The organism is Pseudarthrobacter sp. MDT3-1 (assembly GCF_054510755.1).
Window position 1 is genome coordinate 22,809 of the sequence record NZ_JBTNDX010000002.1, and the last position, 26,348, is coordinate 49,156.

Annotated in this window: 30 protein-coding genes, 1 other RNA gene and 1 riboswitch; of the genes, 15 read left to right on the forward strand and 16 right to left on the reverse strand. The window is 64.5% G+C overall.

Annotation, left to right across the window (positions count from 1 at the left end; translation table 11 throughout):
- Window positions 1-99 precede the first annotated feature (99 nt).
- The 3 genes from ACX80X_RS01455 (at window position 100) to ACX80X_RS01465 (ending at window position 1,782) form a co-directional block, all read left to right on the forward strand.
- Window positions 100-942 carry a DUF4097 family beta strand repeat-containing protein gene (locus ACX80X_RS01455; RefSeq protein ID WP_252614325.1) on the forward strand — a complete coding sequence of 281 codons (843 nt, stop codon included), beginning with the start codon at window positions 100-102 and terminating at the stop codon, window positions 940-942.
- A complete protein-coding gene (locus ACX80X_RS01460; RefSeq protein WP_252614326.1) occupies window positions 942-1,553 on the forward strand; it encodes a PadR family transcriptional regulator in 612 nt (203 codons plus the stop codon). Before ACX80X_RS01455 ends, ACX80X_RS01460 begins: the two co-directional genes overlap by 1 nt.
- A gap of 154 nt (window positions 1,554-1,707) precedes the next feature.
- Window positions 1,708-1,782: a 50S ribosomal protein bL37 gene (locus tag ACX80X_RS01465; protein WP_104061284.1), complete on the forward strand. Its 75-nt coding sequence runs from the start codon at window positions 1,708-1,710 to the stop codon at window positions 1,780-1,782.
- 167 nt (window positions 1,783-1,949) lie between these two features.
- On the opposite strand, the gene rsrA is transcribed toward ACX80X_RS01465, so the two are convergent.
- Together rsrA and ACX80X_RS01475 are read right to left on the reverse strand one after the other, a co-directional pair.
- Window positions 1,950-2,210 (reverse strand): mycothiol system anti-sigma-R factor, encoded by a 261-nt coding sequence (gene rsrA / locus ACX80X_RS01470; protein ID WP_185260958.1) that lies wholly within the window; start codon window positions 2,208-2,210, stop codon window positions 1,950-1,952.
- Entirely contained in the window at window positions 2,207-3,031 is an 825-nt protein-coding gene (locus ACX80X_RS01475) for a sigma-70 family RNA polymerase sigma factor (protein WP_252614327.1), read from the reverse strand. Before ACX80X_RS01475 ends, rsrA begins: the two co-directional genes overlap by 4 nt.
- A 316-nt stretch (window positions 3,032-3,347) precedes the next feature.
- Between ACX80X_RS01475 and ACX80X_RS01480 the strand changes: the two genes are divergently transcribed.
- From ACX80X_RS01480 to ACX80X_RS01530, 11 genes are all read left to right on the forward strand, one after another.
- The gene (locus ACX80X_RS01480; protein WP_252600117.1) at window positions 3,348-3,884 is read left to right on the forward strand and encodes a DoxX family protein; all 537 of its coding nucleotides are present in this window, start codon (window positions 3,348-3,350) and stop codon (window positions 3,882-3,884) included.
- A gap of 6 nt (window positions 3,885-3,890) precedes the next feature.
- Entirely contained in the window at window positions 3,891-5,291 is a 1,401-nt protein-coding gene (gene aroA, locus ACX80X_RS01485) for a 3-phosphoshikimate 1-carboxyvinyltransferase (RefSeq protein WP_252614328.1), read from the forward strand.
- A complete protein-coding gene (gene rsgA / locus ACX80X_RS01490) occupies window positions 5,275-6,390 on the forward strand; it encodes a ribosome small subunit-dependent GTPase A (RefSeq protein ID WP_058931974.1) in 1,116 nt (371 codons plus the stop codon). The genes aroA and rsgA overlap by 17 nt, the downstream gene beginning before the upstream one ends.
- Window positions 6,391-6,442: 52 nt before the next feature.
- Window positions 6,443-7,255: a histidinol-phosphatase gene (gene hisN / locus ACX80X_RS01495; RefSeq protein ID WP_104061136.1), complete on the forward strand. Its 813-nt coding sequence runs from the start codon at window positions 6,443-6,445 to the stop codon at window positions 7,253-7,255.
- A 159-nt stretch (window positions 7,256-7,414) separates the two neighbouring features.
- A riboswitch (SAM riboswitch) is annotated at window positions 7,415-7,528 on the forward strand.
- Window positions 7,529-7,563: 35 nt separating this feature from the next.
- Window positions 7,564-9,003: an aminotransferase class V-fold PLP-dependent enzyme gene (locus tag ACX80X_RS01500; RefSeq protein ID WP_252614329.1), complete on the forward strand. Its 1,440-nt coding sequence runs from the start codon at window positions 7,564-7,566 to the stop codon at window positions 9,001-9,003.
- 106 nt (window positions 9,004-9,109) lie between these two features.
- Window positions 9,110-9,868 carry a class I SAM-dependent methyltransferase gene (locus tag ACX80X_RS01505; protein ID WP_252614330.1) on the forward strand — a complete coding sequence of 253 codons (759 nt, stop codon included), beginning with the start codon at window positions 9,110-9,112 and terminating at the stop codon, window positions 9,866-9,868.
- A 31-nt stretch (window positions 9,869-9,899) separates the two neighbouring features.
- Window positions 9,900-10,613: a metal-dependent transcriptional regulator gene (locus tag ACX80X_RS01510; RefSeq protein ID WP_252600122.1), complete on the forward strand. Its 714-nt coding sequence runs from the start codon at window positions 9,900-9,902 to the stop codon at window positions 10,611-10,613.
- Window positions 10,614-11,048: a fluoride efflux transporter FluC gene (locus ACX80X_RS01515; protein WP_459311005.1), complete on the forward strand. Its 435-nt coding sequence runs from the start codon at window positions 10,614-10,616 to the stop codon at window positions 11,046-11,048.
- On the forward strand, window positions 11,048-11,443 hold the full coding sequence (locus ACX80X_RS01520; RefSeq protein WP_252600147.1) for a fluoride efflux transporter FluC: 396 nt from the start codon (window positions 11,048-11,050) through the stop codon (window positions 11,441-11,443). Before ACX80X_RS01515 ends, ACX80X_RS01520 begins: the two co-directional genes overlap by 1 nt.
- A 43-nt stretch (window positions 11,444-11,486) precedes the next feature.
- Window positions 11,487-11,855 (forward strand): hypothetical protein, encoded by a 369-nt coding sequence (locus ACX80X_RS01525; protein ID WP_056343264.1) that lies wholly within the window; start codon window positions 11,487-11,489, stop codon window positions 11,853-11,855.
- An 81-nt stretch (window positions 11,856-11,936) separates the two neighbouring features.
- Window positions 11,937-12,074 (forward strand): hypothetical protein, encoded by a 138-nt coding sequence (locus tag ACX80X_RS01530; RefSeq protein WP_185260969.1) that lies wholly within the window; start codon window positions 11,937-11,939, stop codon window positions 12,072-12,074.
- Between the two features lie 4 nt (window positions 12,075-12,078).
- Here ACX80X_RS01530 and ACX80X_RS01535 read toward each other — a convergent pair whose 3' ends face one another.
- The 14 genes from ACX80X_RS01535 to ACX80X_RS01600 all read right to left on the reverse strand — a co-directional run bounded on the left by ACX80X_RS01535 (window position 12,079) and on the right by ACX80X_RS01600 (window position 23,528).
- Window positions 12,079-13,059 (reverse strand): S1C family serine protease, encoded by a 981-nt coding sequence (locus ACX80X_RS01535; protein WP_459311007.1) that lies wholly within the window; start codon window positions 13,057-13,059, stop codon window positions 12,079-12,081.
- A 203-nt stretch (window positions 13,060-13,262) separates the two neighbouring features.
- Window positions 13,263-13,631, reverse strand: a transfer-messenger RNA (tmRNA) gene (gene ssrA, locus ACX80X_RS01540).
- A gap of 87 nt (window positions 13,632-13,718) precedes the next feature.
- Window positions 13,719-14,189, reverse strand: a complete 471-nt coding sequence (gene smpB, locus ACX80X_RS01545; RefSeq protein ID WP_459311009.1) for an SsrA-binding protein SmpB — start codon at window positions 14,187-14,189, stop codon at window positions 13,719-13,721.
- An 87-nt stretch (window positions 14,190-14,276) separates the two neighbouring features.
- Entirely contained in the window at window positions 14,277-15,683 is a 1,407-nt protein-coding gene (locus ACX80X_RS01550) for a peptidoglycan DD-metalloendopeptidase family protein (RefSeq protein WP_252600125.1), read from the reverse strand.
- A gap of 27 nt (window positions 15,684-15,710) precedes the next feature.
- Window positions 15,711-16,625, reverse strand: coding sequence for a permease-like cell division protein FtsX (gene ftsX / locus ACX80X_RS01555; RefSeq protein ID WP_252600126.1), 915 nt, complete (start codon window positions 16,623-16,625; stop codon window positions 15,711-15,713).
- Entirely contained in the window at window positions 16,622-17,416 is a 795-nt protein-coding gene (gene ftsE / locus ACX80X_RS01560; protein WP_252614333.1) for a cell division ATP-binding protein FtsE, read from the reverse strand. Before ftsE ends, ftsX begins: the two co-directional genes overlap by 4 nt.
- Before the next feature lie 175 nt (window positions 17,417-17,591).
- Window positions 17,592-18,710 (reverse strand): peptide chain release factor 2, encoded by a 1,119-nt coding sequence (gene prfB / locus ACX80X_RS01565; protein WP_459311011.1) that lies wholly within the window; start codon window positions 18,708-18,710, stop codon window positions 17,592-17,594.
- 63 nt (window positions 18,711-18,773) lie between these two features.
- Window positions 18,774-19,187, reverse strand: coding sequence for a pilus assembly protein TadG-related protein (locus tag ACX80X_RS01570; protein ID WP_459311125.1), 414 nt, complete (start codon window positions 19,185-19,187; stop codon window positions 18,774-18,776).
- Window positions 19,188-19,251: 64 nt separating this feature from the next.
- Window positions 19,252-19,644: a hypothetical protein gene (locus ACX80X_RS01575; protein WP_459311013.1), complete on the reverse strand. Its 393-nt coding sequence runs from the start codon at window positions 19,642-19,644 to the stop codon at window positions 19,252-19,254.
- Between the two features lie 73 nt (window positions 19,645-19,717).
- Window positions 19,718-20,140, reverse strand: a complete 423-nt coding sequence (locus tag ACX80X_RS01580) for a TadE/TadG family type IV pilus assembly protein (protein ID WP_459311127.1) — start codon at window positions 20,138-20,140, stop codon at window positions 19,718-19,720.
- 24 nt (window positions 20,141-20,164) lie between these two features.
- A complete protein-coding gene (locus ACX80X_RS01585; RefSeq protein ID WP_227008108.1) occupies window positions 20,165-20,431 on the reverse strand; it encodes a hypothetical protein in 267 nt (88 codons plus the stop codon).
- 81 nt (window positions 20,432-20,512) lie between these two features.
- Entirely contained in the window at window positions 20,513-21,454 is a 942-nt protein-coding gene (locus tag ACX80X_RS01590) for a type II secretion system F family protein (protein WP_459311015.1), read from the reverse strand.
- On the reverse strand, window positions 21,451-22,305 hold the full coding sequence (locus tag ACX80X_RS01595) for a type II secretion system F family protein (protein WP_459311017.1): 855 nt from the start codon (window positions 22,303-22,305) through the stop codon (window positions 21,451-21,453). Before ACX80X_RS01595 ends, ACX80X_RS01590 begins: the two co-directional genes overlap by 4 nt.
- Window positions 22,305-23,528, reverse strand: coding sequence for a CpaF family protein (locus tag ACX80X_RS01600; protein ID WP_459311019.1), 1,224 nt, complete (start codon window positions 23,526-23,528; stop codon window positions 22,305-22,307). The genes ACX80X_RS01595 and ACX80X_RS01600 overlap by 1 nt, the downstream gene beginning before the upstream one ends.
- A 701-nt stretch (window positions 23,529-24,229) precedes the next feature.
- Here ACX80X_RS01600 and ACX80X_RS01605 point away from each other — a divergent pair.
- Window positions 24,230-26,290 carry a lysozyme gene (locus ACX80X_RS01605; RefSeq protein ID WP_252600150.1) on the forward strand — a complete coding sequence of 687 codons (2,061 nt, stop codon included), beginning with the start codon at window positions 24,230-24,232 and terminating at the stop codon, window positions 26,288-26,290.
- Window positions 26,291-26,348: the final 58 nt, after the last annotated feature.

Sequence of the window (26,348 nt, forward strand, 5' to 3'; positions counted from 1 at the left end):
GCTTCGCCAACCCTTCCAGTCGCGATATATCTTGACGGGTCCAGCGGTCCGTTATATCTTGAGATATCAGTCACGATATATCGCGGTTTTGGAGGATTCATGACAGAGGACAGCTGGACCGTCACAGGTCCGCAAACCATCGACGTTGACCACGTCCGGTCGCTGAAGCTGGGCATGGTCCGCGGCAGGTTCGACGTCGTCACGCACGCCGACGCCGTGGCCCGTGTGGAGATCAACGACGTCCAGGGCGATCCCGTGTCGGTGACACTGACGGACGGCAGGCTTGAGGTCCGCCATCAGCTGCACGGCCCCCAGGGCTGGTTCAAGAACCTGATGGGCACGGTCAACCACAACAGCAACAACTCAGCGGTGATCAGCATCGCTCTGCCGGCCGGCGTCGAGGTGGAGGCCGGCACGGTCAGCGGCGATGGCCTCGTGTCCGGAATCAGCGGGCGCACGCGGCTCAATACCGTCTCGGGTTCTGTGATGGCAGACGGCACATCCGGGGAACTTCACGTCAACACCGTCAGCGGCGAAGTCATCGCGCGAAACCACGACGGCGTCCTGACCGCCAAGAGCGTCTCCGGCGAGGTCACCGCATCCGGCCGGTTCAGCAACATCAGGGCTCACACGGTCAGCGGCGACATGAGTTTTGACCTGCTCGGCTTTACCCACGACTTCGGTGCCAATTCAGTCTCCGGCGACCTCACCATCAGGCTGCCGCACGACGTCGGCGTGGACATCGTCGCGAAATCGGCCAGCGGCGTTGTGGTGATTGATGACCAGCAGTACTCCCAGCCCGGCGGCAAGGTGGAAACCATTGCCGGACCGGACGGCAAGCTGATGCTGGTGCGGACCAACTCGGTGTCCGGCAAAACGTCCATCTTTCATGGCCAGCCGGCCCGCAATGACGACGCAAGTAGCCCGGAAACGGGGCACTGATGCCTCCGGTGTTCGCCCATGGTGCGCTCCGGCTGTACTTGCTCGCACTGCTGGAGTCGGGGCCCAAACACGGCTATGAACTGATCAAAGCCCTCAGCGAACGGTTCGGCGGCACCTACTCCCCCAGCGCGGGAACCATCTATCCCCGGCTTGGGAAGCTGGAGGAAGAAGGGCTCGTCGCCACTGAATCAGAAGGCCGCCGCACGAACTACCGCATCACCGCGGCGGGGCTTGCTGAACTCAACAAGCGCCGGGAGGAACTCGCCGGAGTCGAGAACGACATTTCCGCTTCCGTCCGCCGCCTGGCGGACAACCTGCGGGCGGATATCCGCGCCAACATGCGCGGGTTGCGGGCAGACCTGGCGGCCACGGCCGAGGCGGCCCGTTCCACGGCGCGGGCCGCCGATTTCCGGAAAGCCGGCCGCCAGTCTTCGGAAGGGTTCCAGGAGCTGAAGGAAGCGGAGATGCTGCTGCAGGCGTTCCGGGACGACCTGCGCGTGGAACTGCGGCTGCAGGCCACCCGGCAACCGCTCAGCGCCGTCACGCTGGAAACTGTCAGGACCGTGCTGGACCAGGCGCGCATCTCCATCCGCAACTCACTGCCCGGCTGAGCCGCCCGGCTGAGCAGCCCGGCTGAGCAGCCGGACTGCGCCGCCGGACCGGTGTTGCCCCCGGTCACAGCCCGTTTCGGTTTCGCGGCGTGTCCCATGGTGTGGGAGACTTGAGGGCAGCTCTTTTGAGTACCAACATTTAAGGAGGCCAGCTATGAGCAAGCGTGCACGTAAACGTCGTGACCGTAAGCGTGGCGGCGCGAACCACGGGAAGCGCCCCAACGCCTAAGCTAAAGCTTGGAAAACGGTTTAAGCGAAGGACCCCGGAAGCCAAACGGCTTTCGGGGTCCTTCGTCTTTGCGCTGGTCTTTGGCGCCTGCGGTTCTGCTGACGGGCATCGACGCAGTCCGGCGTCGATGCGGTCACGTGGGTCCCTGCAGACGGGTACCGCTTGCGTCAGGCGTCCACCGGGCGAATGGAGTGGATCCGGTCCAGGATGGCGTTCTTCAGGTTTTCCGGAGCGGCCTCGGTGCACGAGCGCTTCACCATGGTGCGGATCACGCACTCGAGGTCGTACTGCTCCGTGCACTCAGGGCACTCATCAAGGTGGGTCTTGATTTCCGTGATGTCCTCGCGGGTCAATGCCCCGTCGAGGTATTCGTAGATGCGTTGCATCCGGGCGTCATCGCAGTCGCCCAATCCCTGGCAGTCGCTCATTTCCTGTTCTCCTGTTGTGTGTTCGCGGCCGTGTCCTGTGATTCGACGGCGCCTTTGAATCCTCGTTCGGCGGCATAGTCCGCCAGCATGTCCCGCAACATTTTCCTGCCGCGGTGAAGCCGTGACATCACAGTCCCGATGGGCGTGTTCATGATGTCCGAGATCTCCCTGTACGCGAAGCCCTCGACGTCGGCGAAGTACACCGCCAGCCGGAACTCCTCGGGGATTGCCTGGAGCGCCCGCTTGACGTCCGAGTCCGGCAGGTGGTCCAGCGCCTCAGCCTCGGCCGAGCGCAGGCCGCGGGACGTGTGCGACTCGGCCCTGGCCAGCTGCCAGTCCTCGATGGTGTCCGAGTTCGACTGCAGCGGTTCCCGCTGCCGCTTGCGGTAGAGGTTGATGTACGTGTTGGTCAGGATCCGGTACAGCCAGGCCTTGAGGTTGGTGCCGGGTTTGTACTGGTGGAACGCTGAGAACGCCTTGGTGTAGGCCTCCTGGACCAGGTCTTCCGCATCTGCGGGGTTCCTGGCCATCCGCATGGCGGCCGAGTAGAGCTGATCCACGTACTGCATGGCATCACGCTCAAAACGGACCCGGCGTTCTTCCGCTGATTCGGTGGCCACATCCACGGGTTGCTCGGCGGGCGCAGGCTCAGCGGGCACAGGCTCAGCGGGCGCAGGGACATCCCCTGCAGGCTGCGCGTCTGCCGGCCGCGAGTCACTCCCTGCCGGCGCATCGCTGCGGGCATTGGCTTCGCTGCTTGTTTTGGCTTCGCGTACGGAGGCCTCATACATGGCCTCGAGGGCCGGATCCAGGGTGCTCATTGCGTTCAAGTCTACTGTGACGGCCTTGGCACGCGGCGATCCGTACTCCGGAGGATCGGATTCCAGAGTCTGCAGTGCTACGGGTCCGGCGGGCTCCGTCCCGTCCTTCAGTAACCTCAAGGGCAACTCCAGTCTGTGTCAGGCCATAGTGTTCCAGGCAAATACCTGCCGGGGAATCCATGATGAGTCAATTCGTCCGGTGTTCGGCGGACCCGCAAACCATAACCGCTGGCGGCAGGCAAATATTCCCCAAAAGTGCAAGACTAGAACGGACTCCGCCGCATCCGGTGCGGTTCGTCCAGCCAGGAGGAAATCCATGTCCTTTGTCCGTACTCTCGCCCGCCCCATGCTGGCTTCCAGTTTCGTAGTCGCCGGACTGGACAAGCTGAAGAATGCCGATGACACCGCCACCCAGCTCTCGCCGCTCCTGCAGAAGGCAGCCGCGTCGCTGCCGTTCCAGGCCGACGAAAAGATGCTGGCACGGGTGATCGGAGGAACGCAGGTGGGTGCAGGCGTACTGTTCGGCCTGGGCAAGTTCAGCCGCCTCTCGGCAACGCTGCTGACAGTCATCTCGCTCCTGAACACCTTTGTGGAATGGCGCAGCGCAGACATCAGCACCAAGGAAGGCCGCCAGGCCCGCCGGAACCAGCTGCTCAAGAACATTTCCCTCAGCGGCGGCGCCCTGCTGGCCTCGGTGGACACCGCTGGCAAGCCGGGCCTGGCCTGGCGTGCCGGGCACCTCGCCGCGGACGCCCGGAAGAGCGCCGCCGGCGCCCGCAAGACCACCGGCCAAAAGCTTAACAAGGCAGACAAGGCCGTGCGCCGCGCCGTCGAACACGCAACGGGGGCGTAAGGACGGATGACCGGTTCCACCCCGCCCGCAGCCACCGACTCACACAGCTCCACCGGCACCGTTCCGCACTGGCCGGCCCCCTTCGCCAGCAGGCCCATCAACGCCACCGTCACGGTGCCGGGTTCAAAATCCCTGACCAACCGGTTCCTGGTGCTGGCCGCGCTGGCTGACGGGCCGTCCCGCCTCCGCGCCCCCCTGCATTCCCGGGACTCTGCGTTGATGATCGACGCCCTCCGCCAGTTGGGAGCCACCATCACGGAGGTGCCCGGCGACGGCGCGTTCGGGCCGGACCTTGAGGTCATGCCCCTGAGCCAGGAGGCGCCGTCGTCACGGACGCACATTGACTGCGGCCTCGCCGGAACAGTAATGCGTTTTGTTCCGCCGCTTGCGGCGTTGCGCAACGGCGTGAGCGTTTTCGACGGCGACCCCCACGCCCGGAAGCGTCCCATGCGCACCATCATCGAGGCCCTGAAAGCCCTCGGGGTGGCCCTGACCGCGGACGACGGCGGGACCCCCTCGTCGCTGCCGTTCACCGTGGAAGGCACCGGGGAAGTCCGGGGCGGCCACCTGGTGATCGATGCCAGTGCGTCGTCACAGTTCGTCTCGGCCCTCCTGCTGGTCGGCGCCAGGTTTACCGACGGACTCCACCTGGAGCACGTGGGCAAACCGGTGCCGAGCCTGGACCACATCAACATGACCGTTGCAGTACTCCGGGGCGTCGGTGTATCAATTGACGATTCCGTGCCGAACCACTGGGTAGTGGCACCAGGCCCCATCCGCGCCTTTGACCAGCGCATTGAGCAGGACCTCTCCAACGCCGGCCCGTTCCTGGCCGCCGCGCTGGCCTCCGGCGGCACCGTCCGGATCCCGGACTGGCCCGCCGGCACCACCCAGGTGGGAGACCTCTGGCGCAGCATCCTGGCGGACATGGGCGCGGACGTCAGCCTGGCTGACGGCGTCCTGACCGTCACTGCCGGGCCAGAGATCAAGGGTGCGGATTTTGACGAAACCAGCGAACTCGCCCCTACCGTGGCGGCCCTCTGCGCCCTGGCCAGCGGACCTTCACGGCTGACCGGCATCGCGCACCTTCGCGGCCACGAGACGGACCGGTTGGCCGCGCTGGTCACCGAAATCAACCGCCTCGGCGGCGACGCGGAGGAGACCAGCGACGGCCTGGTGATCCGCCCGGCAAAGTTGCACGCCGGCGTCGTCCACAGCTACGCGGACCATAGAATGGCCACCGCCGGTGCCATCCTCGGCCTCGCGGTGCCGGGCATCGAAGTCCAGGACATCGCTACCACTGCCAAGACCATGCCGGAATTCCCGCAGATGTGGGCCGACATGCTGGCCCAGGGCGCGGCTGCCGCCGACGGCATGGAAGGTTCGCCCGGTGGCACGCAGCACTGATTCCTGGGACGAGTCCGACGTCCGGATCCGGCCCAGCAAAAAGGGCTCCCGGCCGCGCACGAAGGACCGCCCCAGCCACGACGACGCCGTCACGGGCCGCATCATCACCGTGGACCGCGGCCGGTACACCGCCGTCGTCGGCGAAGACTCGGGCGACGAGCGGATCATCATCGCAGCCAGGGCCCGCGAACTCCGCCGCTCCCCCGTGGTTGCCGGCGACTTCGTCTCCCTCGTTGGAGATGTCTCCGGGGAACCCGACACGCTGGCCCGCCTGGTCCGGATCCAGGACCGCAGGACCCTGCTGCGCCGCAGCGCCGATGACACTGATCCGATCGAGCGTGCGGTGGTGGCCAACGCAGATCAGTTGGTGGTGGTGGTGGCCGCCGCAAACCCGGAGCCGCGCACAGGCTTCATCGACCGCGCCCTGGTGGCCGCTTACGACGCCGGCATTGAGCCACTGCTGCTCGTCACCAAGGCGGACGTCAAGGATCCGGCGGAACTGCTGTCCAACTACGAGCACCTGGACTTCCCGGTGATCATCAGCCGCACGTCGGACTCCGAAGCCTCAGGTATCGATGCCCGCTCCGACGACGGCCTCTCGGCCCGCCTGGACAGTGACGCAGTTTCGCAGCTCCGCGCGTACCTCGAGGGCAAGGTCTCGGTGATGCTGGGTCATTCCGGCGTGGGCAAGTCAACCATGGTCAATGCGCTCACCGGGGCCGAACGGGCCACCGGTGGTGTGAACGCCGTGACCGGCCGCGGCCGCCACACGTCGTCGTCGGCCCTAGCCCTGAAGCTGACCGGAGCTCCCGCCGGAAGCTGGATCATCGACACCCCTGGCATCCGTTCGTTCGGCCTGGCCCACGTGGACCCGGACCGGATCCTGCGGTCCTTCCCGGACCTGGAGCCGGGTACGGATGCCTGCGAGCGTGGCTGCAAGCACAACACCGCGGCCGTCAACTGCGGCGTGGATGCCTGGGTGTCCGCCGGCCACGCGGGCCCCACCGGCCCGGCCCGGCTCGCGTCCCTGCGACGGCTGCTGGGCACGGATCCCCGCCTGGTGGGCCAGGAAACCAAGGAACTCGGCAGCATCGGCTAGACGGGACGCCGATGTCCCCAACACTGCGGCCCTGAGACGGTAGTTTGGAACCATGATCCAACCCGCTTCGAGCTACAACGATGACTTGCGCCTTGCCCATGTGCTGGCAGATTCCGTGGATGACCAGACCATGAGCCGCTTCAAGGCACTGGACCTCCGCATCGAGACCAAGCCGGACCTGACGCCGGTAACGGACGCGGACAAGTCCGCGGAGGAAGCCATCCGCGGCCAGCTGTCCCGCTCGCGTCCGCGCGACGCCGTGCTGGGCGAGGAATTCGGCAGTTCGGGCCATGGCTCCCGCCGCTGGATCATTGATCCCATCGACGGCACCAAGAACTTTGTCCGCGGCGTCCCGGTTTGGGCCACCCTGATCGCCCTCGTGGACGAAGGCGAACCCGTGGTGGGAGTGGTCAGCGCGCCCGCGCTGGGCAAACGCTGGTGGGCCGCCAAGGGTTCCGGCGCGTACATGGGCAAGTCCCTTGCCGCCGCAACGCGGCTCCGCGTCTCCGACGTCTCCAAACTTTCGGATGCCTCCCTGTCCTACTCCAGCCTGGGCGGTTGGAAGGAACGCGGCAACCTGGATGAGTTCCTGGGCCTGACCGAGGACGTGTGGCGCACGCGCGCCTACGGCGATTTCTGGTCCTACTGCATGGTGGCCGAAGGTTCCGTGGACATCGCCTGCGAGCCCGAACTGAACCTGTACGATATGGCTGCCCTGGTGCCCATCGTAGTGGAAGCCGGCGGCCGCTTCACCTCCTTGGAGGGACAGGACGGGCCGTTCGGCGGCAACGCCCTGGCCACGAACTCCATCCTGCACTCAGAGGTGCTCAAGCGGCTGAACCCGGATCTGGACGATCTCCTCTAGGCACTTTCTTCGAATTATCGACGGCGGATGCCTCCTCAAGGGGGCGTCCGCCGTCGTATCTTCGACAAATGAGGCTGTTCCTCAAACGCGCGTAACAAAGTCCTTAACATTGGGCCGAGCTTCCTTTCTGCAGCGGCGGATGTTCTAGGCTTCTTAACAGGTCACGAGTGCCAGCGCGAAACCCCGGTTTGCTGGCCGGCAACCCTCCATTCGCGGTGGGGTGCCCCGGGTGACGACCAGGCCGGTCCGGAATGGACACGGCAAGCGCGGATTCCCGTTACCGGGAGTCCTTCTAGAGTGAGGTCTCCGTGACAACTGCCACCGTCTCCCCTAACACTGTTTCTCCCAGCAACGCCGCCCCCGCCAATGCCACTGCGCTGATCCACGATGACGCCGCTATTGCAGGGCGCCCCCTCTCTGCGGTCACCGGGGCGGAAATCCAGGCACCGCTGATCCAGGGCGGCCATGTCCGGTACGCGAACCTGGACTACGGCGCATCCGCTCCCGCCCTCTCCGTCGTGTCGGCCTACCTCAACGAGATCCTGCCGTTCTACGCCAGCGTCCATCGCGGCGCCGGCTACGCGTCGCAGATCAGCACCTCCGTCTACGAGAACGCCCGGGACATCGTGCGCGACTTTGTGGGCGGGCGCCCGGACGACTCCGTCATCTTCACCCGGAACACCACCGACTCGCTGAACCTGCTGGCGGGTTGCCTGCCGGCGACGGACGGACGGCCCAATGGCGATGTCCTCTACTTGGACATCGAACACCATGCCAACCTGCTTCCGTGGCAGGGAGTCCCGCACCGCAGCGTTGTCGCCGCGGACACCATCGTGGGGACCCTCGAGGTCCTCCGCGCCGAACTTGAGCAGGGCAACGTCAGCCTCCTCGCGGTCACGGGCGCCTCCAACGTCACCGGCGAGATCCTCCCGATCAAGGCCCTGGCCGCCCTCGCCCATGAGTACGGAGCGCGGATCGTGGTGGACGCCGCGCAGCTGGCGCCGCACCGGCGCATCAATATCAGCACCGACGACGTCGACTACCTCGCCTTCTCCGGGCACAAGCTCTACGCGCCCTTCGGCTCCGGCGTCCTGGTGGGCCGCACCGACTGGCTCGACGCTGGCACGCCCCACCTGGCCGGCGGCGGCGCCGTCCGCGAGGCCAGGCTCGACGGCGTCAGCTGGGCCACCGGTCCGGCCCGGCACGAGGGCGGCTCCCCCAACGTCCTCGGCGCGGCCACTCTGGCCCGCGCCACCCAGGTCATCGCGTCCCTGGACCACGACCGCTGGCACGCCCACGAGGCAGCCATCAGGTCATTCCTGGTGGAAGGGCTCGGGAAGATCGACGGCGTCACCGTGCACCAGATCTTCTCGGACACGGACGCTGAAGCGGGCACCATCGGCGTGGTGAACTTCTCCGTGGCAGGGTACGACGCCGGGCTTGTGGCCGCGTACCTGTCGGCCGAGCATGGCGTTGGTCTCCGGGACGGCCGCTTCTGCGCGCACCCGCTGCTCAAGCGCCTCGGCCTTCCCTCCGGTTCCCTGCGGGCCAGCTTCGGCGTGGGCTCACGGCTGGAGGATGCCCAGCGGCTCCTTGCCGGCCTGGAGCAACTCCGCCGGACCGGCCTGGGCTGGGACTACGTGGTGGACGCGGGCCGCTGGGTTCCGGCCAACGACTCCCGCACGTACCCTCACTGGGCTCCCAACACGCCGGGCACCGCCGGCGCGGCTCCGTGCCTTGACGACTGACTGACGCTTTCCTCCCCTGGTTCCTGACCTGACCGCTGCCCACCCGGCTGCGGCCCATGCGGTAAATTCGAAGGATACCGATGGGCTCAGTTGAAGGAGGCCGCACGTGGCACGGGGTGGCCCCAGACTTGAGCACGGACGCCGCCTGGAACTCGGACAGAGTTTCCAGGACGGCGGCGAACATTACCAGCGCGTACGCCCTGGCTACCCTGCCGACTCAGCGGACTGGCTGATCCCTGCCGGGGCCACGGACGCCGTGGACGTGGGCGCCGGAACCGGCAAGTTCACCGCCCTTCTACTGGAACGCAGCCTGGCGGTTTCCGCCGTGGATCCGTCGCCGGACATGCTCGAACAGCTGCGGGCCCACTACGCGGCGGCGGACGCGACGCAGGGGACGGCAGAGGCGACGGGACTCGCTGACTCCTCGTTCGACGTCGTAAGCGTGGCGCAGGCCTGGCACTGGTGCGATCCGCTGCCGGCGAGCACCGAACTGGCGCGGATCCTGCGGCCCGGCGGAACTCTGGGGCTGATCTGGAACCAGCTGGACACGTCCGTTCCGTGGGTGCACCGGTTGTCCCGCATCATGCACGCGGGCGACGTCTACAAGCCCGGGTTCCGCCCGGTGGTGGGGCCGGAGTTTGAAGGCCTCGAGAGCCATGTGACGCGGTGGGAGGACAGCCTCAGCACGGCGGACATCATGGAACTGACGAAGTCCCGCAGCTACTACCTGCGCGCCGGCGAAGCCACGCGCGGCAAGGTCCTCGCCAACCTCGACTGGTACCTGCACGAACACCTGGGGCACGCCGCCGAAGAGGAGATCAGCCTGCCGTACCTGACGTTGACGTGGCGGGCCACGAAGGCGTGACGGGCGCTGACCACCGGGTAGGCTTGGAAACGTGAAGACCAGCGCGCCCTCCTCCTCGATCGAGGACTACGTCAAGGTCATCTACGGCTTCACGGAGTGGCAGGACAAACCCATCACGTCCTCGCAGCTCGCGCAGCGCCTGGGGGTGGCCAATTCCTCGGTCTCGGAGATGGTCCGCAAGCTCAAGGACCAGGGCCTGGTGGACCACAAGCCATACAGCGCCATCACCCTTACAGACTCCGGGGTCCGGCTGGCATTGTCCATGGTGCGCCGGCACCGGCTCATTGAGACCTACCTGGTGCAGGAGCTTGGTTACAGCTGGGACGAAGTCCACGACGAAGCCGAACTGCTGGAGCACGCGGTGTCGGACACGTTTATTGAGCGTATGGCGGCAAAACTGGGCAACCCGCAACGCGACCCGCACGGTGACCCGATCCCCGCCGCGGACGGCACGGTGCTGCTGCCCGAGGCCCATCTGCTCGGCGAACTCGATCCCGGGCACACCGGCCGGATCACCCGTATCAGCGACGAGAACCCTGATCTGCTGCGGTATCTTTCCGCCGAGGAAATCGACCTCGACGACGAGGTCGAGGTAGTGGGCCGTAAGCCGTTTGGCGGAGCGCTGGTGGTGCGGATCAGCAACGCCGGCAGGAAGCGGGACTACGATCTCGCGGATGAAGTCACCGCGGCGCTCTGGGTCCACAGTGACCACCCCCATACCGGCTGCACCCTCAGCGGCAGCTGAATGACGAACGTCCGCGCGCCGCATTGGCGGGCCTGGCTGGCCGTGGCGGCAGGCGGCCTCGCCGGAACGGAACTCCGGTACGGGCTGGGACTCGCCTTTCCGGAAACCGTGGGGGCAATGCCCTGGACCACCCTGGCCATCAACGTCACCGGAAGTTTTGTGCTGGCTGCCCTCACTACGGTCTGGATGGCCCGGCCGCAGACGGCATTCTGGCTCCGCGCCGGCCTGGGGCCCGGATTCCTGGGCTCGTTCACCACGTTCTCAGCAGTCGTTTTCTCGAGTGACCAGCTGTCCAGGGCCGGCGAACATCCCGTGTGGATCGCCTACCTGGGGCTATCCCTGCTGCTGGGACTGGGCGGCGCGGCCGGTGGCTGGCGGACCGGACGGCTACTCACCGACCGGCTGCAGGGTGACCGGGCGGGGACAGCGCCGTGATGGGCGCGGTCCTGGTGGGAGTGTTCGGCATGGCGGGCGCCCTGCTGCGCTTCGCCGTCGACAGCTGGTTCGCCCACCGCGAGGGGCTCCGCACGGCCGTCAGCCCGAGCGGTAGGCTGCGGCACTGGCCGTGGGCCACGCTCACCGTCAACGTCACCGGGTGCCTGATCATCGGACTGTCCATCGGCATCACCGGACGGCTCGGCCTTGCCCCCGAGTGGCAGACCGCTGTCGCCACCGGCCTGGCGGGCGGGCTCACCACGTTCAGCTCCTGGACCACCGCCACGGTGCGGCTCCTGAGCGAGTCGCGGTTCAGTGCCGCCGCCCTGAACATCGGCGCCAACCTGGCCGCCGGATTTGCCGCGGCGGCTGTCGGCATCGCACTGGCGTCGTAAGGGACTCATTCAGGTTTGTCCCGGTCCCGTATCGTTGACTCTGATGATTAGCAGACGCGACGCGGCAATTGCCCTTGATGTACCGATGGAAATGGCCCAGCGCCATGGCATCCCGAAACGACTGACCGAGGCGGAGTTGGGCGAAATCCTGGACAACCCACCGGCATGGCTGATCCAGTCGCGGGCCAACCGGACCGGCAAGCGTCCGGTCTGGGTGCACCTGGAATGTGCCGTCTGCGGCTACGAGGAAGCGGCCCGGCCCAAAAAATGGTGGCCGGAATTCACGTATGTGGTGTGCGAGCACCATGCCCCGGACGAGGTGCCGCCGCTGCGGCCGGGCCTCATCAGGAGCGAGTTCGACGGCGTCGGGACCCGTTTCGTTGGCATCGCGGACGTTGCAGTTCCGGACTGATTCGGGGCATTACATTCGGGGCTGAACAGGCGTATTTTACGAAGTGGGACGCAGCCCGTCCCCCGTTGTAAGGAGCACGCCATGCCGGACAAGTCACCACACCAGCAGCTGCACAAGAAGCCGGTCAAAACCATCAAGGAGAAACGCGCGGAGAAGAAGGCCAAGAGCCCGATTGAAGGCCCGCAGGACCCGGTAGCGCACCTGAAGAAGCGCCGGTAGCGGTTTACCCGTTCCCGGCCATCTCTTCGGGCACTGCCACAATGTCCACTTCCTGGCCGTCCCTCAGCACTCGAATCAGCAGCGGCTGGCCGATCGCATCGGCGAACAGCAGCTTCTGCAGGCTTTCGGCGTTGCTGACGGGGCGGCTTCCGGCTGTCAGGATGACGTCACCCGCACGCAGGCCCCCGCGATCTGCAGGCGAACCGGCCAGGACCTCCACCACGCGCAGCCCGTCCCGCTGTCCCGTCCTGATCACGGCGCTCGCATTGAGGCGGAAGGGTGTGCTGACCACGCCGAGATAAGCCCGCCTGACGCGGCCGTCCTTGAGCAGCGCCGAGATGATGCGCCGCGTGGTGGTGTTGATGGGCACGGCCAGGCCCAGCCCGGCGCCGGCCACGGCGGTGTTGATTCCCACGATACGGCCGTGGGTATCAGCCAAAGCTCCGCCGGAACTGCCTGCATTGAGTGCCGCGTCGGTCTGGATGACGTCCTCGATCACGCGCCGGTTGCCACTGGACCACACCGGAATGGCACGGCCCAGGCCGCTGACCACACCCGCTGTAACTGATCCGGCCAGGCCCAGCGGATTCCCCACCGCAATGACCAGCTGGCCCACCCGGAGCGTCTCGGCATCGCCGAACTGCGCCGGGGCCACTTTCGGCGCCCGGCCGTGGACCACCGCGAGGTCGGACAAGGGGTCCGCCCCCACCAGTTCAATATCTGTCCTGCTGCCGTCCGCGAAGGCGGCATGGCCTTGATGTGTGCCGGCTACGACATGTGAGTTGGTGAGGAGGTAGCCGTCTTCCGTAAAGAGCACCGCCGAGCCGGCACCCATCCGGAAACGGCCGTCGCGTCGGTTGCCGGTCATTTCAATGGCCGCAACATGCGGGGTGACCGTCTCAGCCACGCGCATGACGGTCTCCGAATACGAGTCCAGCGGACCGTCGTCGGCCGCTGCAGTGTTGTGTTCCCGCGCCGGATCCATGGCGCACCTCCTGGCTGGCGTTGCTGCCCCCGGCTTCCAGACCTGCTGCTGCGCCGGAGCTTATTGGCGACAACCACGGGGTAGCACCGCGTAGTCCCGGAAAAGCTACGCCGTGGGTGAACAGGGCACTCAACACCGCGCTTAAATGCCAGAAGACCCGGACGCGGGTCCGGGTCTTCTGGCAATGTCTTGCGACATTCAAAATGTGGAGATGGGGGGAATTGAACCCCCGTCCGATGTTGTGTTAACAGGGCTTCTCCGGGCGCAGTTTGCGTCGGACTTTCTCGGCCCCAGCCCTCCTGCAAACAGGTGGCTGATCCGGGCCCAGTCATCTAAGAGTCCCGTTTGCCCCGATGACGGAGGCAAGCAGCAGTGGCTATCTAAATGACGCCAGGATCCGGGGCAATAGCAACCTCGGGCTGACGGACTGTCTTACTGCTTAGGCAGCGAGAGCGAAGTCAGTGCGGTTTGATTTGGCACTTATTGGTTTGCAGACAGCGTTTACGAGATAATTCTGCATCCTCGGCCCGCTTCACCTGTCGCGACTAACATCGTCGAAACCGATCATCCCCGTATTTTGTTTTCAAACCGGCCGGGCTGTGCACGCACAAATCCCTGCCGGACTATCTATCATAACGCATGCCCGGCGGAAATCATTCCTACCTGCGGTTGCGTTCCCGGACCTCGCGAAGGGCTTCGCGGTTGTCCTGCTGCTCACGCAGGGTCTGGCGCTTGTCGTACTCCCGCTTACCGCGTGCGACGCCGATCTCCACCTTGGCCCGGCCATCGAGGAAGTACAGCTGCAGCGGCACCACTGTGAGGCCGGACTCCCGGATCTTCACGGAGATCTTGTTGAGCTCTTCACGGTGCAGCAACAGCTTCCGACGGCGGCGTGCGGAGTGATTGGTCCAGCTCCCCTGGTTGTACTCCGGGATATGGATGCCCTCCATCCACAGCTCGTCGTTATAGAACGTGCAGAAACCGTCCACCATGGAGGCGTGGCCTTCGCGCAGCGACTTGACCTCGGTCCCCATCAGGGCGATGCCAGCCTCGTAGGTATCCAGCACGTGGTAGTCATGCCGGGCCTTGCGGTTGGTGGCCACTACTTTACGGCCACTTTCTTTGGGCACGGTTGAACTCCTCAGTTCTTGGATCCTGGTTGGCTCCGGCCGTTCCGGCGCGGAGTCATACCAGTGTACGGCAGGCGCGGACCGGCGTTACAGCAGCCGCATCGGGTCCACTGCGGCCCCGTTGAGCCAGGTTTCAAAGTGTGCGTGGCAGCCCGTTGAGTTGCCGGTGCTGCCCGAGTAGGCGATGAGCTGCCCGGCGGAAACCTGCTGGCCGTTGGAAACCACGACGCTGGCGTTGTGGTAAACAATAGTGGTCAGCGAGTTGCCCTGCACCACTCCGTGGGAGAGCTTCACGCGCCAGCCGCCGCCGTCGGCGGAGTTCCAGCCTGAGGAGAAGACCTCGCCGGCTGCCGCTGCGTAGACCGGAGTGCCGCAGGCGGCGCCGAAGTCGATGCCGGTGTGGAGGTAACCGCCGGTGCCGTAGAAGTCGATGGTTCCCGGCGGGGTTGAGCGCCAGCCAAAGCCGGAGGTGATGGGCACGTCGCCCGAGAAGGGATGCCGCAAGCCAAAGGCCGACGGCGATCCGGTCACCGGGGCGTACGGCTGCTCGGCCTGGCCCTGCGCCCGTGCGGCGGCAGCAGCAGCCTCAGCGAGGCGGCGCTGCTCTGCTTCCCAGGCCTCCCGGAGTCTGCGGTCACGTTCGGCGATCTCGTTGGCTATGGCGTTCTGGCTTGCTGCAACCGCCGCCATTTGGGACTGAATGCCAGGTTTCGCTGCCTGGAGTTCAGCGTCAAGTCTTGTTGTATCGGCGATCAGCTGGTCAACCTGGGCCTTCTTGGCAGCCGCCTCGTCACGGGCAGCCTTTTCCCGTTCCAAGGCGGCGTCTGCCTTGGCTTTGAGGTCCCTGATTTCTGCCTCAACGGCTTCGAGCCGGGCCTGCGAGTTCACATTTGTGGCGCTTTGCTGGGACAGCTTGTCCATGGCGGCGTTCTGGCTGCGCATGGCCTGGTCCGCGAGGTCCATGGTGTCGGTCAGGCTGCCGCCGTTGTTTGCCCCGAAGAAGAGGGTCAGGTTCGACGGCACGCCTCCGGACTTGTAGGCCTGGGTGGCGATCTGGCCGATCAGCTTCTTGGTGTCCGCAATCTTCTGCTTGTCAGCCTCAAGCTGCTGGGTGATTTTGGCCTTATTCTGCTGTGCAAGGTCAACCCGCGCCGTCAGGGCCTCGACTTCCTTGACCGCACTGGCCACGCGCCCCTGGGCCTCCAGGAGTGCCTGCTGGGCGCCGGGCAGCTGGCCCTGATAGATCACTAGGTCGCCGGCGGCCTTCGCGATGCGTGAGTCCACGAATTCCAGGGACTGCTGAACCCGGGCCGCCTCAGCTTCGAGGGCGGCACGCTTGTCATCGAGCTCATCGGCGTGCGCCACCGGGGCTGACGCACCCATGCTGGCGGCGAGGAGCAGGGCCAGGACGCCGCTGATCAGGCCGCCGCGGCGGCCCGCAGGTCGCCGGCGTTCGGCCCGGTGTCGGGGCGCAGTTCGGTGCAATTCGTTCATCAGGATTCCTTGTTCGGTTTGCACAGCCTAGACCTTCAAATATCTGCGTAAGGTCAAGAGCGACGAAATTCCTGCCAAAGATCCGCCAAGGATCAGCAAGGCCGGCGCAAGAATGAGCGTCTGGCCCGGCGAGATAAACGCCGTGTCCGGATACTGCTTGGACAGGTATTCGCCCAGGAAGAAGTGCGCCACTGCCCACAGCGTGCCGGATGCCAGCGCGGCGCCGATCACCGCCGCAATCACGCCTTCAAGGATGAACGGCAGCTGGATGACGATCTTGGACGCGCCCACCAGGCGCATGATCCCGGTTTCGCGGCGGCGGCTGAAGGCCGAGAGCCGGATGGTGGTGGCGATCAGGAGAATGGCACAGATAATCATCACGCCGGCGATGCTGACAGCAACCAGGGAGGCGGCATTCATGGCCGAGAAGAGCCGCTCGAGCAGCTGGCGCTGGTCAATGACCGTTTCGACGCCCGGCTGCGAGGAGAACGTCTCGCTGATGATCTGGTATTTTTCCGGATCCTTCATGTTGATGCGGAACGATGAAGGGAGCTGGTCCGGCGTGACGGAATCCACGATCGGAGAATTCGAGAACTGGTCCTTGAAGTGCTTGTAGGCCTCTTCCTTGGACTCGTACTGGAAATCGTTGACGTACTGGGCCACGGCGGGTGATTCGAGCAGGGTCTGCAGGTTGTCCTGCTGCTCCGGGGTGACCGGGCCCGTTGCGCAACCGGCCGCCGTCGAACCGTCACTGCAGAGGAAGATGGCAACCTGGACTTTGTCGTACCAGTAGCCCTTCATCTGGTTGATCTGGAGCTGCAGCATGCCTGCGGCACCAACGAACGTCAGTGAGACGAAGGTGACCAGGATGACCGAGACCACCATGGAGACGTTGCGCCGCAGGCCACTGCCGATCTCACCGAGGACAAAAGCCAACCTCATCGCTGCTCCTCCCCTGCGCCCGGATTACGTTCCCCTAATGCGGGCGGCTGGGATTCGTCCCGGCCGCTGGCGTCCCTGAGCCGGCGGGACTGGCCCACCACGGGGATCATCGAGGTATACAAAGCTTTGGCCTCGTCGCGGATGACGATGCCGTTCCTGAGCTCTACAACGCGCTTGCGCATCTCGTTGACGATGTCGTCGTCGTGCGTGGCCATGACCACCGTGGTGCCGTTCTGGTTGATCTTGTCCAGCACGCCCATGATGCCCATGGAGGTGGTGGGGTCCAGGTTGCCGGTGGGTTCATCGGCGAGGAGGATGCCGGGGCGGTTGACTACGGCACGGGCGATGGCCACACGCTGCTGCTCGCCGCCGGAAAGCTCATGCGGAAGGCGGTTTTCCTTGCCTTCCAGGCCCACGGTCTTCAGGACTTCGGGGACGGTGTCGCGGATGACGCTGCGGCTCTTGCCGATGACCTGCATCGCGAAGGCTACGTTGGCGAACACGCTCTTCTGCGGAAGGAGCCGGAAGTCCTGGAAGACCACGCCGATGCCGCGGCGGAGCCTGGGCACGCGCCAGCTGGAGATCTTGGCGACGTTTTGCCCGGCGACGTACACGGCGCCCGAGGAGGCCCGGTCTTCCTTCAGCACCAGCCGCAGGAAGGTGGACTTTCCGGATCCGGAAGCGCCGACGAGGAAGGCAAATTCACCACGGTCAATCTCAAGGCTGACATCGTCCAGCGCAGGCCGGGCCGTATGGTCGTAGACCTTGGTGACATTTTCGAATCGGATCATGGCCCTAATTACCCTGCAGGGCACGGCTGATACAGCCCAGATCTGCAGCCGGCGCACGGGCATTCGTTTGGGGGAAGTAGAGCTCCGGCTCCTCGACTATACGCAGGCTTTTGGCCGGTTTTCGGGGGCTTCGGGGGTGTGTCGCGCGATCAGGGCTACCGGGTAGGCACTGCAGCTACGACTTCTCGGCGTTCCGGTTGTCGGTGCGCCAGCGGATCCCGGCGTCGATGAAGTCGTCAATTTCGCCGTCGAACACGGCGGAGGTGTTGCCTACCTCGTGTTCGGTCCTGAGGTCCTTGACCATCTGGTACGGGTTCAGGACGTAGGAGCGCATCTGATCGCCCCAGGATGCCTTGACATCGCCGGCGAACGCCTTCTTTTCGGCGTCCTCCTGCTCCTTCTTCAGGAGAAGGAGCCGGGACTGCAAAACGCGCAGGGCTGCTGCCCGGTTCTGGAGCTGCGACTTTTCGTTCTGCATCGACACCACGGTGCCGGTGGGGATGTGGGTCAGCCGGACGGCGGAGTCGGTGGTGTTAACCGACTGCCCGCCGGGACCGGAGGACCTGAACACATCCACACGGATCTCGTTGTCCGGTATGTCGATGGAGTCCGTTGACTCGATGAGCGGAATGACCTCGACGGCGGCGAAGGACGTCTGGCGGCGGCCCTGGTTGTCGAACGGGCTGATCCGCACCAGGCGGTGGGTTCCTGCTTCGACGCTGAGCGTGCCGAACGCATACGGTGCCTTGACTTCGAACGTTGCGGACTTCAGTCCCGCCTCTTCGGCGTAGGAGGTGTCCATGACGATGGTGGGGTACCCGTGGCGTTCGGCCCAGCGAAGGTACATACGCATGAGCATTTCGGCGAAGTCTGCGGCGTCAACGCCGCCGGCCCCGGCCCTGATGGACACCACGGCTTCACGTTCGTCGTACTCTCCCGAAAGCAGCGTCACTACCTCGAGTTCCTTCAGGGATTTCCTGATGGACTCCAGCTCGGTTGCAGCTTCGCCCATGGAATCGGCGTCATCCTCGTCCTGGCCAAGCTCCACCAGCACTTCCAGGTCATCGATCCGCGATACCAGCCGGTTCAGCCGCTCCAGCTCGGACTGGCGGTGCGACAGGCGGGAGGTGATCTTCTGCGCCGCGGCGGGGTCATCCCACAGGTCAGGCTCGCCGGCGCGTTCACTCAGTTCGGCGATGTCTTCCTTCAGAGCCTCAACATCGCTGACTCGCTCGATGGAGGTGTAGGTGGCGCGAAGAGCGCGGATTTCTGCGGAAAAATCAATGTTGGCCATGGTTGTTTAAGCCTACGCTATCCGGCCGGAGTGCCGGACTTCTCCTGGCTTCTCCGCTTCCGGTCAGCGCGTGAGCCGGGAACGGGCCGTGGAGGCCGCTTCAATTCTGATGCCATCAGGCACCAGAAAGTTCACCACCGGCGGGTGGACAACAGCGCTGAGAACCACGACGGCGGTGGACCCGTCAGGGCTGCCGGTCGACGCTGAAACGGCTAACCCGTCGAACCGGGCCGACGACGGGCTCCGGGCGATAAAGTCGGCCGCAACGCTGCGGACGCGTCCAGGGCCCAGTACGGCTGAGGGGCTCCCGCCCTCTCCCCTGACCTCGCCCAAGGTGTAGCTGTCGGCGGCGGCCAGCGAGGCGCCGTCGGCCAGGGACAACAGCCGCTTGTGTTCGAGGTAGACGCTGGAGATGCCGATGACCACTGTGACCACCAGGAGGGCCAGCGCGACGTAGCCGATGATCATGACGGTCATCTGGCCGCCCTCACCTGGATCGCTCTGCGTGGCTTCGGGGATCGCTTTCTGCGTCACTTTTGGGTCACCGGAACCTGCCCACCAGTTGGGTGGACGAGGCTTCAACTTCGCTGGCCTTGAGCCTGAAGTCCTCGTTGAATGGCACGAAGGGCAGCGCGACAGTGAGGTTGACCGTGACGGTGATGGCCGTGCCCGCAGCCTGGCAGTCGGCAGGGTCGCAGCGGGTGGATACGCGTGCCTGCTCGGCATCGTGGCCGAAGTCCGCGAGGGCGATGAGGGCTGCCTGTTCGGCAGCAGCCTGGGCAGACTCTGCATCCGGTTGGGCGACGAACACCTTCGCGGCCTGGTCGGCGGCGCCGACCACGGCGAAGGACCCACCCTGGATCTGGCCCACGGTGATGATGAAGTAGACCAATGGGACCATCAGGAGCAGCGCGAGGAAGGTGAATTCGACCACTGCACTCCCCTTTTCCCTGTGCTCGTTGCGGAGCGCCTCGCTGAATCGCTTGCGTAGGCGGCAACGCCAGGTGTTAGGGCTGGATGGCCGCATGGCCTTTCACCTCCAGCAGGTCCCGGGGGCCGATCAGCCCGATGACGGGCATGGGAGCCTTGATGGTCACTTCGAGGGTCCGCAGGCCCTGGAACATCACTTCGGCAGTTGTGATGTCCTGCGCGAACTCAGCGTTCAGGGAAGTCTCGATGAGCGTCGCCGCCCGTTCCTGGGCATCTGACGCTCCCCGGTCTGCGAGCGTTCCATAACGTGCCCCTGAGGCTGCCGCGTCGATCAGTGTGTTGCGGACGTGCAGGACCAGGGTCAGCTGGATTATCGCCAGAAAAAACATGGTCAGCAGGCCGCCCACCAGGACGAAGTCCACGACGGCAGAACCGCGTTCATCCGTGCGCCAGCCCGGCTCAGCACCGATCCGGGACCGGCACGGTTCCCGGCTGGGCATGCACTGGCTGGCGCCCAGCATGACTTACTTTCCGACCTTGTCCATGGCCTGGTTGAACATCGTTTCGAGGGCTGGGCCGGCGAGAGCCAGCAACGCCGCCACCAAGACTGCGGACATTAAGGTGATCATCACCCAACCGGGGACGTCGCCACGTTCCGGGTGGTCTTGGGCCGGCACGTCGGGATCCGTCGCTGCGTACCTCCGGCCTGACACAGTTTCACTGGTCCGTGCCCACAGGCCGGCCAGCAAAGCGAGGAGCAGCAGGCTGCCCGAGATTCCCATGTTTTTCATTTCGGTCCCATTCGTTGTGTAAATGACGCGGTGGAAATCATGTGGCGGTTAGCGGCTGTGACGGCTTGGCGATGCTCATGGCTAAAGTCCAAGGCTGATGGCCGCGATGCCGGGGAACACTGCGAAAACCACTGTTAAGGGCAGTACACCAAAGACCAAAGGAACCATCATGGCAATTTCTTTCTTGCCCGCCGACTCCATGAGGTCCCGTTTTGCGGTGTCCCGGACGTCCTGGGCCTGAGCCCTCAGCACATCTGCCAAGGGTGTGCCCCGCTCGACCGCGACGATGATTCCGTCGACAAATCTGACGAGCGGCCCCATATCTGTCCGCGAGGAAAACTCCTGGAGCGCTTCCACCAGCGGTTTTCCCGCTCTGGTCTCAGCAAGAATCTTGGAAAACTCCTTGGCCAGCTCGCCACTGGCACTGCGACAGACGCGGTCCAGGGCCCCCGTGGCACTTTCACCGGCACCGACAGCCAGGGCCATGAGCTCGGCAAGACTGGGAAACTCCGCCATCATCCGGGATTCCCGCCTGCTGATCTGGACGCCCAACCAGAAGTCACGGAAGAGAAAGCCGCCGAGCGCGCTTCCGAGGACGGCGACAACCGCGAGGAATGGACTGAACCGGCCGGCTACCGCGCCCAGCACCACCGCGGCCATGGCGGCGGCGAATCCAGCGGCGGCCCAGAGGAGCTGTTCGGCCCGGAAATCTATGGGTGATTTGTTGATGCCGGCTTGGGCGAGCCTGCGGGTCAGCGCCTTTGACCCTAGGTTCAGCTTCCCCAAGGCTGCGAGTCCGTCGTGGAGCAGGGGACGCACGATCCGTTCCAACGGTCCGAATGGCGTGGCGTTCTGTCCGCTGGCCCGCAGCAACCGCGATTCAAGGTTTTGCGATTTCAGCTGCGGATCGATGCGCTCGACGAATGTGAGCGGCCGCATAAAGGGCAACCGGACGAAGATCAGCCACAGGCCCGTCCCGAGGACGATGCCGCACACAATCGCAGCCGCCGAGATCCCGTTCATCGCAGCACCCGTTCGTCCTGCGGAAGGGCGCCGATGCGGAGCATGATGGAGTAGCAGACCAGCGACACCACGAGCCCGCCGAGGAGGACGCCGGCTCCCATGGGCGTGTTGTAGGCGTTCACGGCTTCAGGCCGGGTGGCCAGGAGGAGCATAACGATCCAGGGAGCGGCAACCGCGAGCCTGGCGGCGTTGACAGTCCAGGACTGCCGGGCCTCGAGCTCGCTGCGTGTCCGCGCATTTTCCCGGAGAAATTCCGCAAGGGTGCCCAACAGCTTCCCCAGGTCCGAACCGCCCACTTCACGGGTCAGCCTGAGTGCCTCGACGATCCGGTCCGCCACCGGGTCCGCCAGCCGGTCCTTGAGTTTATTAAGAGATGCATCGAACTGCCCGCCCGCGCGGTAGTCGGCTCCGAAGTCCCGGAATACATGCCGAAGCTCCTCGGGGCCTTTCTCCCCCAGCTGGATCAGGGCTTCCGGCAGTGAGAGCCCGGCGCGGATGGCCGAGCGCAGGTGGTCCACCACGTCCGGCCAGAGCTGGCGTAGGACGGCGGTTCTCCTGTTCGCCCGCCACCTGACAATGCTGACGGGCAGCCACGCGCCGAAGATTCCGAAGCAGACGGATATAGGCCATGACCGGCTGACCACAAAAAGGATGAGAGCCACAAATATGCCCAGTCCCAAGCATGAGGCCACGAGGCCCGTCCCCGTGACCTTTTCGACGCCGGCGGAGGCCAGCAGGTCCTCGAGGCGGCTGGCCCTGGGCCGGCGCTTCAGCGCTGCCGGCTTTTCCCAGAACGACCACCAGATCAGGAAGAGCCCGGCGCCCGCAAGCACCCCTACCAGAGGCGCCATCAGCGCGGTTCCAGCAGCGCCGCGACGTCGTACCCTGCCCGGGAAAACTTCTCCGCCGCGGGCATGGAGTTGGCCCGCGGCTGCAGCTGGCCATCCTCCATGGCGAAAACCATGGAGGATTCGATGATGCCGTTTTCCACCCGCCGGCCGAGGGAAAGGATCTCGGTTACCTGGCGGCGGCCGCTGGCGTGCCGGCTGCAGTGGACCACGAGGTCGATGCAGGACGCCACCGTGGGGACGACGAAGGCAGACGAGATATTTTCACCGGCGAGTAGCGGAAGGGTACAGATCTTGGCCACAGCGTCGTGGGCTGAATTTGCATGGACGGTGCACATCCCCGGAAGTCCACTATTTAAGGCGATCAGCATGTCCAGGCTTTCCGCTTCCCGTACCTCTCCCACCACTAGTCTGTCCGGGCGCATCCGGAGGGCTTCCTTTACAAGCCTGCGCAGTGGGATCTCGCCTTCGCCTTCGAGGTTGGGCTGCCTGCATTGGAGTCCGACGACGTCCCTGAGCGGGAACTGAAGTTCGAAGATTTCCTCGACCGTAATGACGCGCTCACGGCTGCCGATGCTCGCGGCCAGGCAGTTGAGCATGGTGGTCTTGCCCGCCTGGGTTGAGCCCGACACGAGGATGTTCAGTCCGCTGGACACCGCTGCACCGAGGAAACGGGCGGACTGAGGTGTCAGGGTTCCAAGCTCGACCAGGTGCTCCAGGCGGCTGGCCTTCACCACGAACTTGCGAATATTCACGGCCCAGTGCCTGCGGGTGACATCTGGAATAACTACGTGGAGTCTCGAACCATCAGGCAAGGCTGCGTCCACGAAGGGCGATGACATGTCCAGGCGGCGGCCGGAACTCTTCAACATGCGTTCCACGAGATCGCGAACCTGCTGGTCCGTGAGGCTGAGTGAGGTCAGTTCCGACTCGCCGTTCCTGGCGACGTAGATTTCGTTGGGCGCGTTGATCCAGACTTCCTCGATGGTCGGATCGTCCAGCAGCGGCTGAAGGACACCGAAGCCGGCCACCGCATCAAAGACAAACCTGCGGGCGGCCTCCAGCGGACCAATCGGAGGGAGCGGCCCCATCAGGGCCCGTTCGTCGTAGTCGCTGACAGCCGCCTCTACGAGACGACGGACCTCGCCCGCCTGCCGCAGCGGATCAAGACCCCGACGGCGGATTAGCTCGCGGACTTCGTCTTCCACGATTCGCACAGCGTCCATGTAGTTCCCCAATACAACTGCCGCCCCCGGCGGAGGCAGTTCAACTGGGTACAGCCTAGGGACGCTACACCACGGCGCCAAGTCATATGAGTCGGGCTGTGGATAACAGTGACGCATCTTTCACATTGGCAACAGCGGAAACTCTGGTTACTGCAGACACTGCGGTGTTAGGGTAGGCGCGTTAAGTCTCGATATAACCAGTTCAGCGTCTCCTGAACTGCAACCCACTAGTGACGCGCTTAAGTTAGCGCCTCATTGTCACCGGAGCCAAAATGAAGCGGAACCAGCCCAACAATCATCGTCCCCTCCTGCAAGTTTTGGGGACAGCCGTTTTGGCTGCCGCTCTCGTGGCGGGCCCCGGCCTGGCGGGCGTCGCGTTCGCTGTTGAACCGACCCCGACTCCGACGCCTGATTCAAGTGCCACAGCATCGCCCAGCCCGGCTCCAGAAGAGACAACGAAGGCCCCTTTAACGACAGCGACGACCACCGCTGCTCCTTCGACGGCGCCGACGGTTGCTCAGAGTTCAGAGGCAAGCGCCGCACCGAACGCTGAGTCCGCCGCTGCGAAAGCCGCAATGGCTGAGGCCGCGGGTCCCGGCGGCGCAGAGATGGGACAGCGTTCCGCCCGAGTGGCAGCGTCATCCTCGAGCACCAGCTTCAAGAAGCTCAGCACCGAGGCCCTCGGAACCGAAGGCACGTGGATGCCGACGTTTGGCGTCCAAGGACTCGACGTCAGCAGCCACCAGCCCAGTGTGGACTGGCAGCAGCAGTGGAACATGGGTGCGAGGTTCGCCTACGTGAAAGCGAGCGAAGGAAATTACTACACGAGCCCCACCTACGCTTCGCAATACCAGGGCTCGCGGAATGTCGGCATGATCCGCGGGGCATACCACTTCGCTATCCCCAACTGGTCCTCAGGCGCCGACCAGGCCCGTTACTTCGTGCAGAACGGTGGAGGCTGGACCGCCGACGGATACACATTGCCCCCAGTGCTGGACTTTGAGTTCAACCCCTATGAGGGCCGGACAATCAACGGTTTCTATTTCGGCAACACGTGTTACGGCATGTCGCCAGCTCAGTTGGGTTCATGGGTCCGCGACTTCGGCAACACAATGCAATCATTGACCGGGCGCCTTCCCGTTATCTATACCAACACCAGCTGGTGGAATCAGTGCCTCGGTAATCCCGCAGGGTTCGGTGACTATCCCCTGTGGGTGGCCGCCTACCCTAGCTCCCCGACGAACAACGCTGGCGCAGTTCCCACTGCGAGCTGGAGCACTTACAGCATCTGGCAGTACAGCAGCACGGGGCCGTTCGCAGGTGACTCGAACGTCTGGAACGGGGACTACACATCGCTCCAGCGCTTCGCAGGTGCAGCACTCCCTACCGGGAATTTTGATGAGCTCGCTATCAGCCGCACTGGGAGTGAGGTATCCCTCCGAGTGCGGGGGTGGTCGGTAGATCTTGCCAACATTCCCGGTTCCAACCAGACACACGTCTATGTAACAGCACCTGGCGGAAGCACGACCGGCTATCCATGGACGGCCGACGCTTCCAGGCCGGACGTTGATCGAGCGCTCGGTTATGGTCCCTCACATGGTTTCGACGGCACCGTACCGATCACAAGATCCGGGACGTACAAGGTTTGCGCCTTTTCCATCGGCATCTTTGGCAATACGGCGCTTGGTTGCAAAAGCGTCACCGCGGCTGGAGTCGAAGCACCTATAGGCTCCTTCGACAGTATCGGAGTAGTCCGAGCAGAAGGCAAAGCGTCCCTGCAGTTGCGAGGCTGGGCAGTTGATCTGGCAAATCCATCTGCTTCCTCGTACGCGGATACGTACGTCACGAACCCTGCCGGCATCACAACCGGCTACAGAATGACCGCGAATACGTCACGGCCGGATGTCCATTCCATCACAGGACTGGGCACCAACCACGGTTTTGACTATCACGTGCCTCTCACCTCGCCCGGAGCCTACCGTGCCTGCACGTATGCGATCGGCAACAACTCCAATGTTCCTCTCGGATGCAAATCCATAAACGTTGAGGCCAGTCCAGTCCCTATGGGCAGCTTCGATGCAATATCTCTCGTACAGGCAGTCAACTCCGCACGCATCCAGGTGAGCGGCTGGGCCCTGGACCCCGCTCAGCCCGCGACCAGTATTCCAGCGAGCGTCTACATCACGGCCAAAGACGGATCCGCCGTTGCCAGTCCTTCACCTACAGTCGTCACTGCCAACCTGAAGAGACCCGATGTTAACGCTGCTTTGAGCACTGTGGGCGACCACGGCTTCCAGGCGACACTTTCCATCACTTCGACCGGCAAGTATACGGTGTGCGTTCAGGCAATCAACGTCGCGCCCCTATCTGCCGGCCCGAAAGCGCTTGGATGCAAAGACATCTCTGTCGGCTTAACGCCTCCCACAATGGGATATCTCGACGGCGCGAGAATTCAGTCCACCAATGGCCAAGCAACACTCCTGACTCAGGGCTGGACGCTGGACCCCGTGCTGCCTGGGATCTCCAACCCAGTTCACATCTACATCAAGTACCCGGACGGCACCACAAAAGGATTTCCTTTCACGGCCAATTTGAAACGTCAGGATGTAAATACCGCGTTGCAGACAGTTGGCGATCACGGTTTTGCGACAACAGTACCAATCACGGCCCGCGGACAATATAGCGTTTGCGCTTATGGCGTTGCAGTCTCGCTGTTCAGCTCCAATAACTCCCAGCTAGGATGCCGCACACTTAGTTACTAATTCGCCGTAATGAAGACGTAGTGGCTTCGGTCCCGACCCCTGAGAACCGGCCTGACAT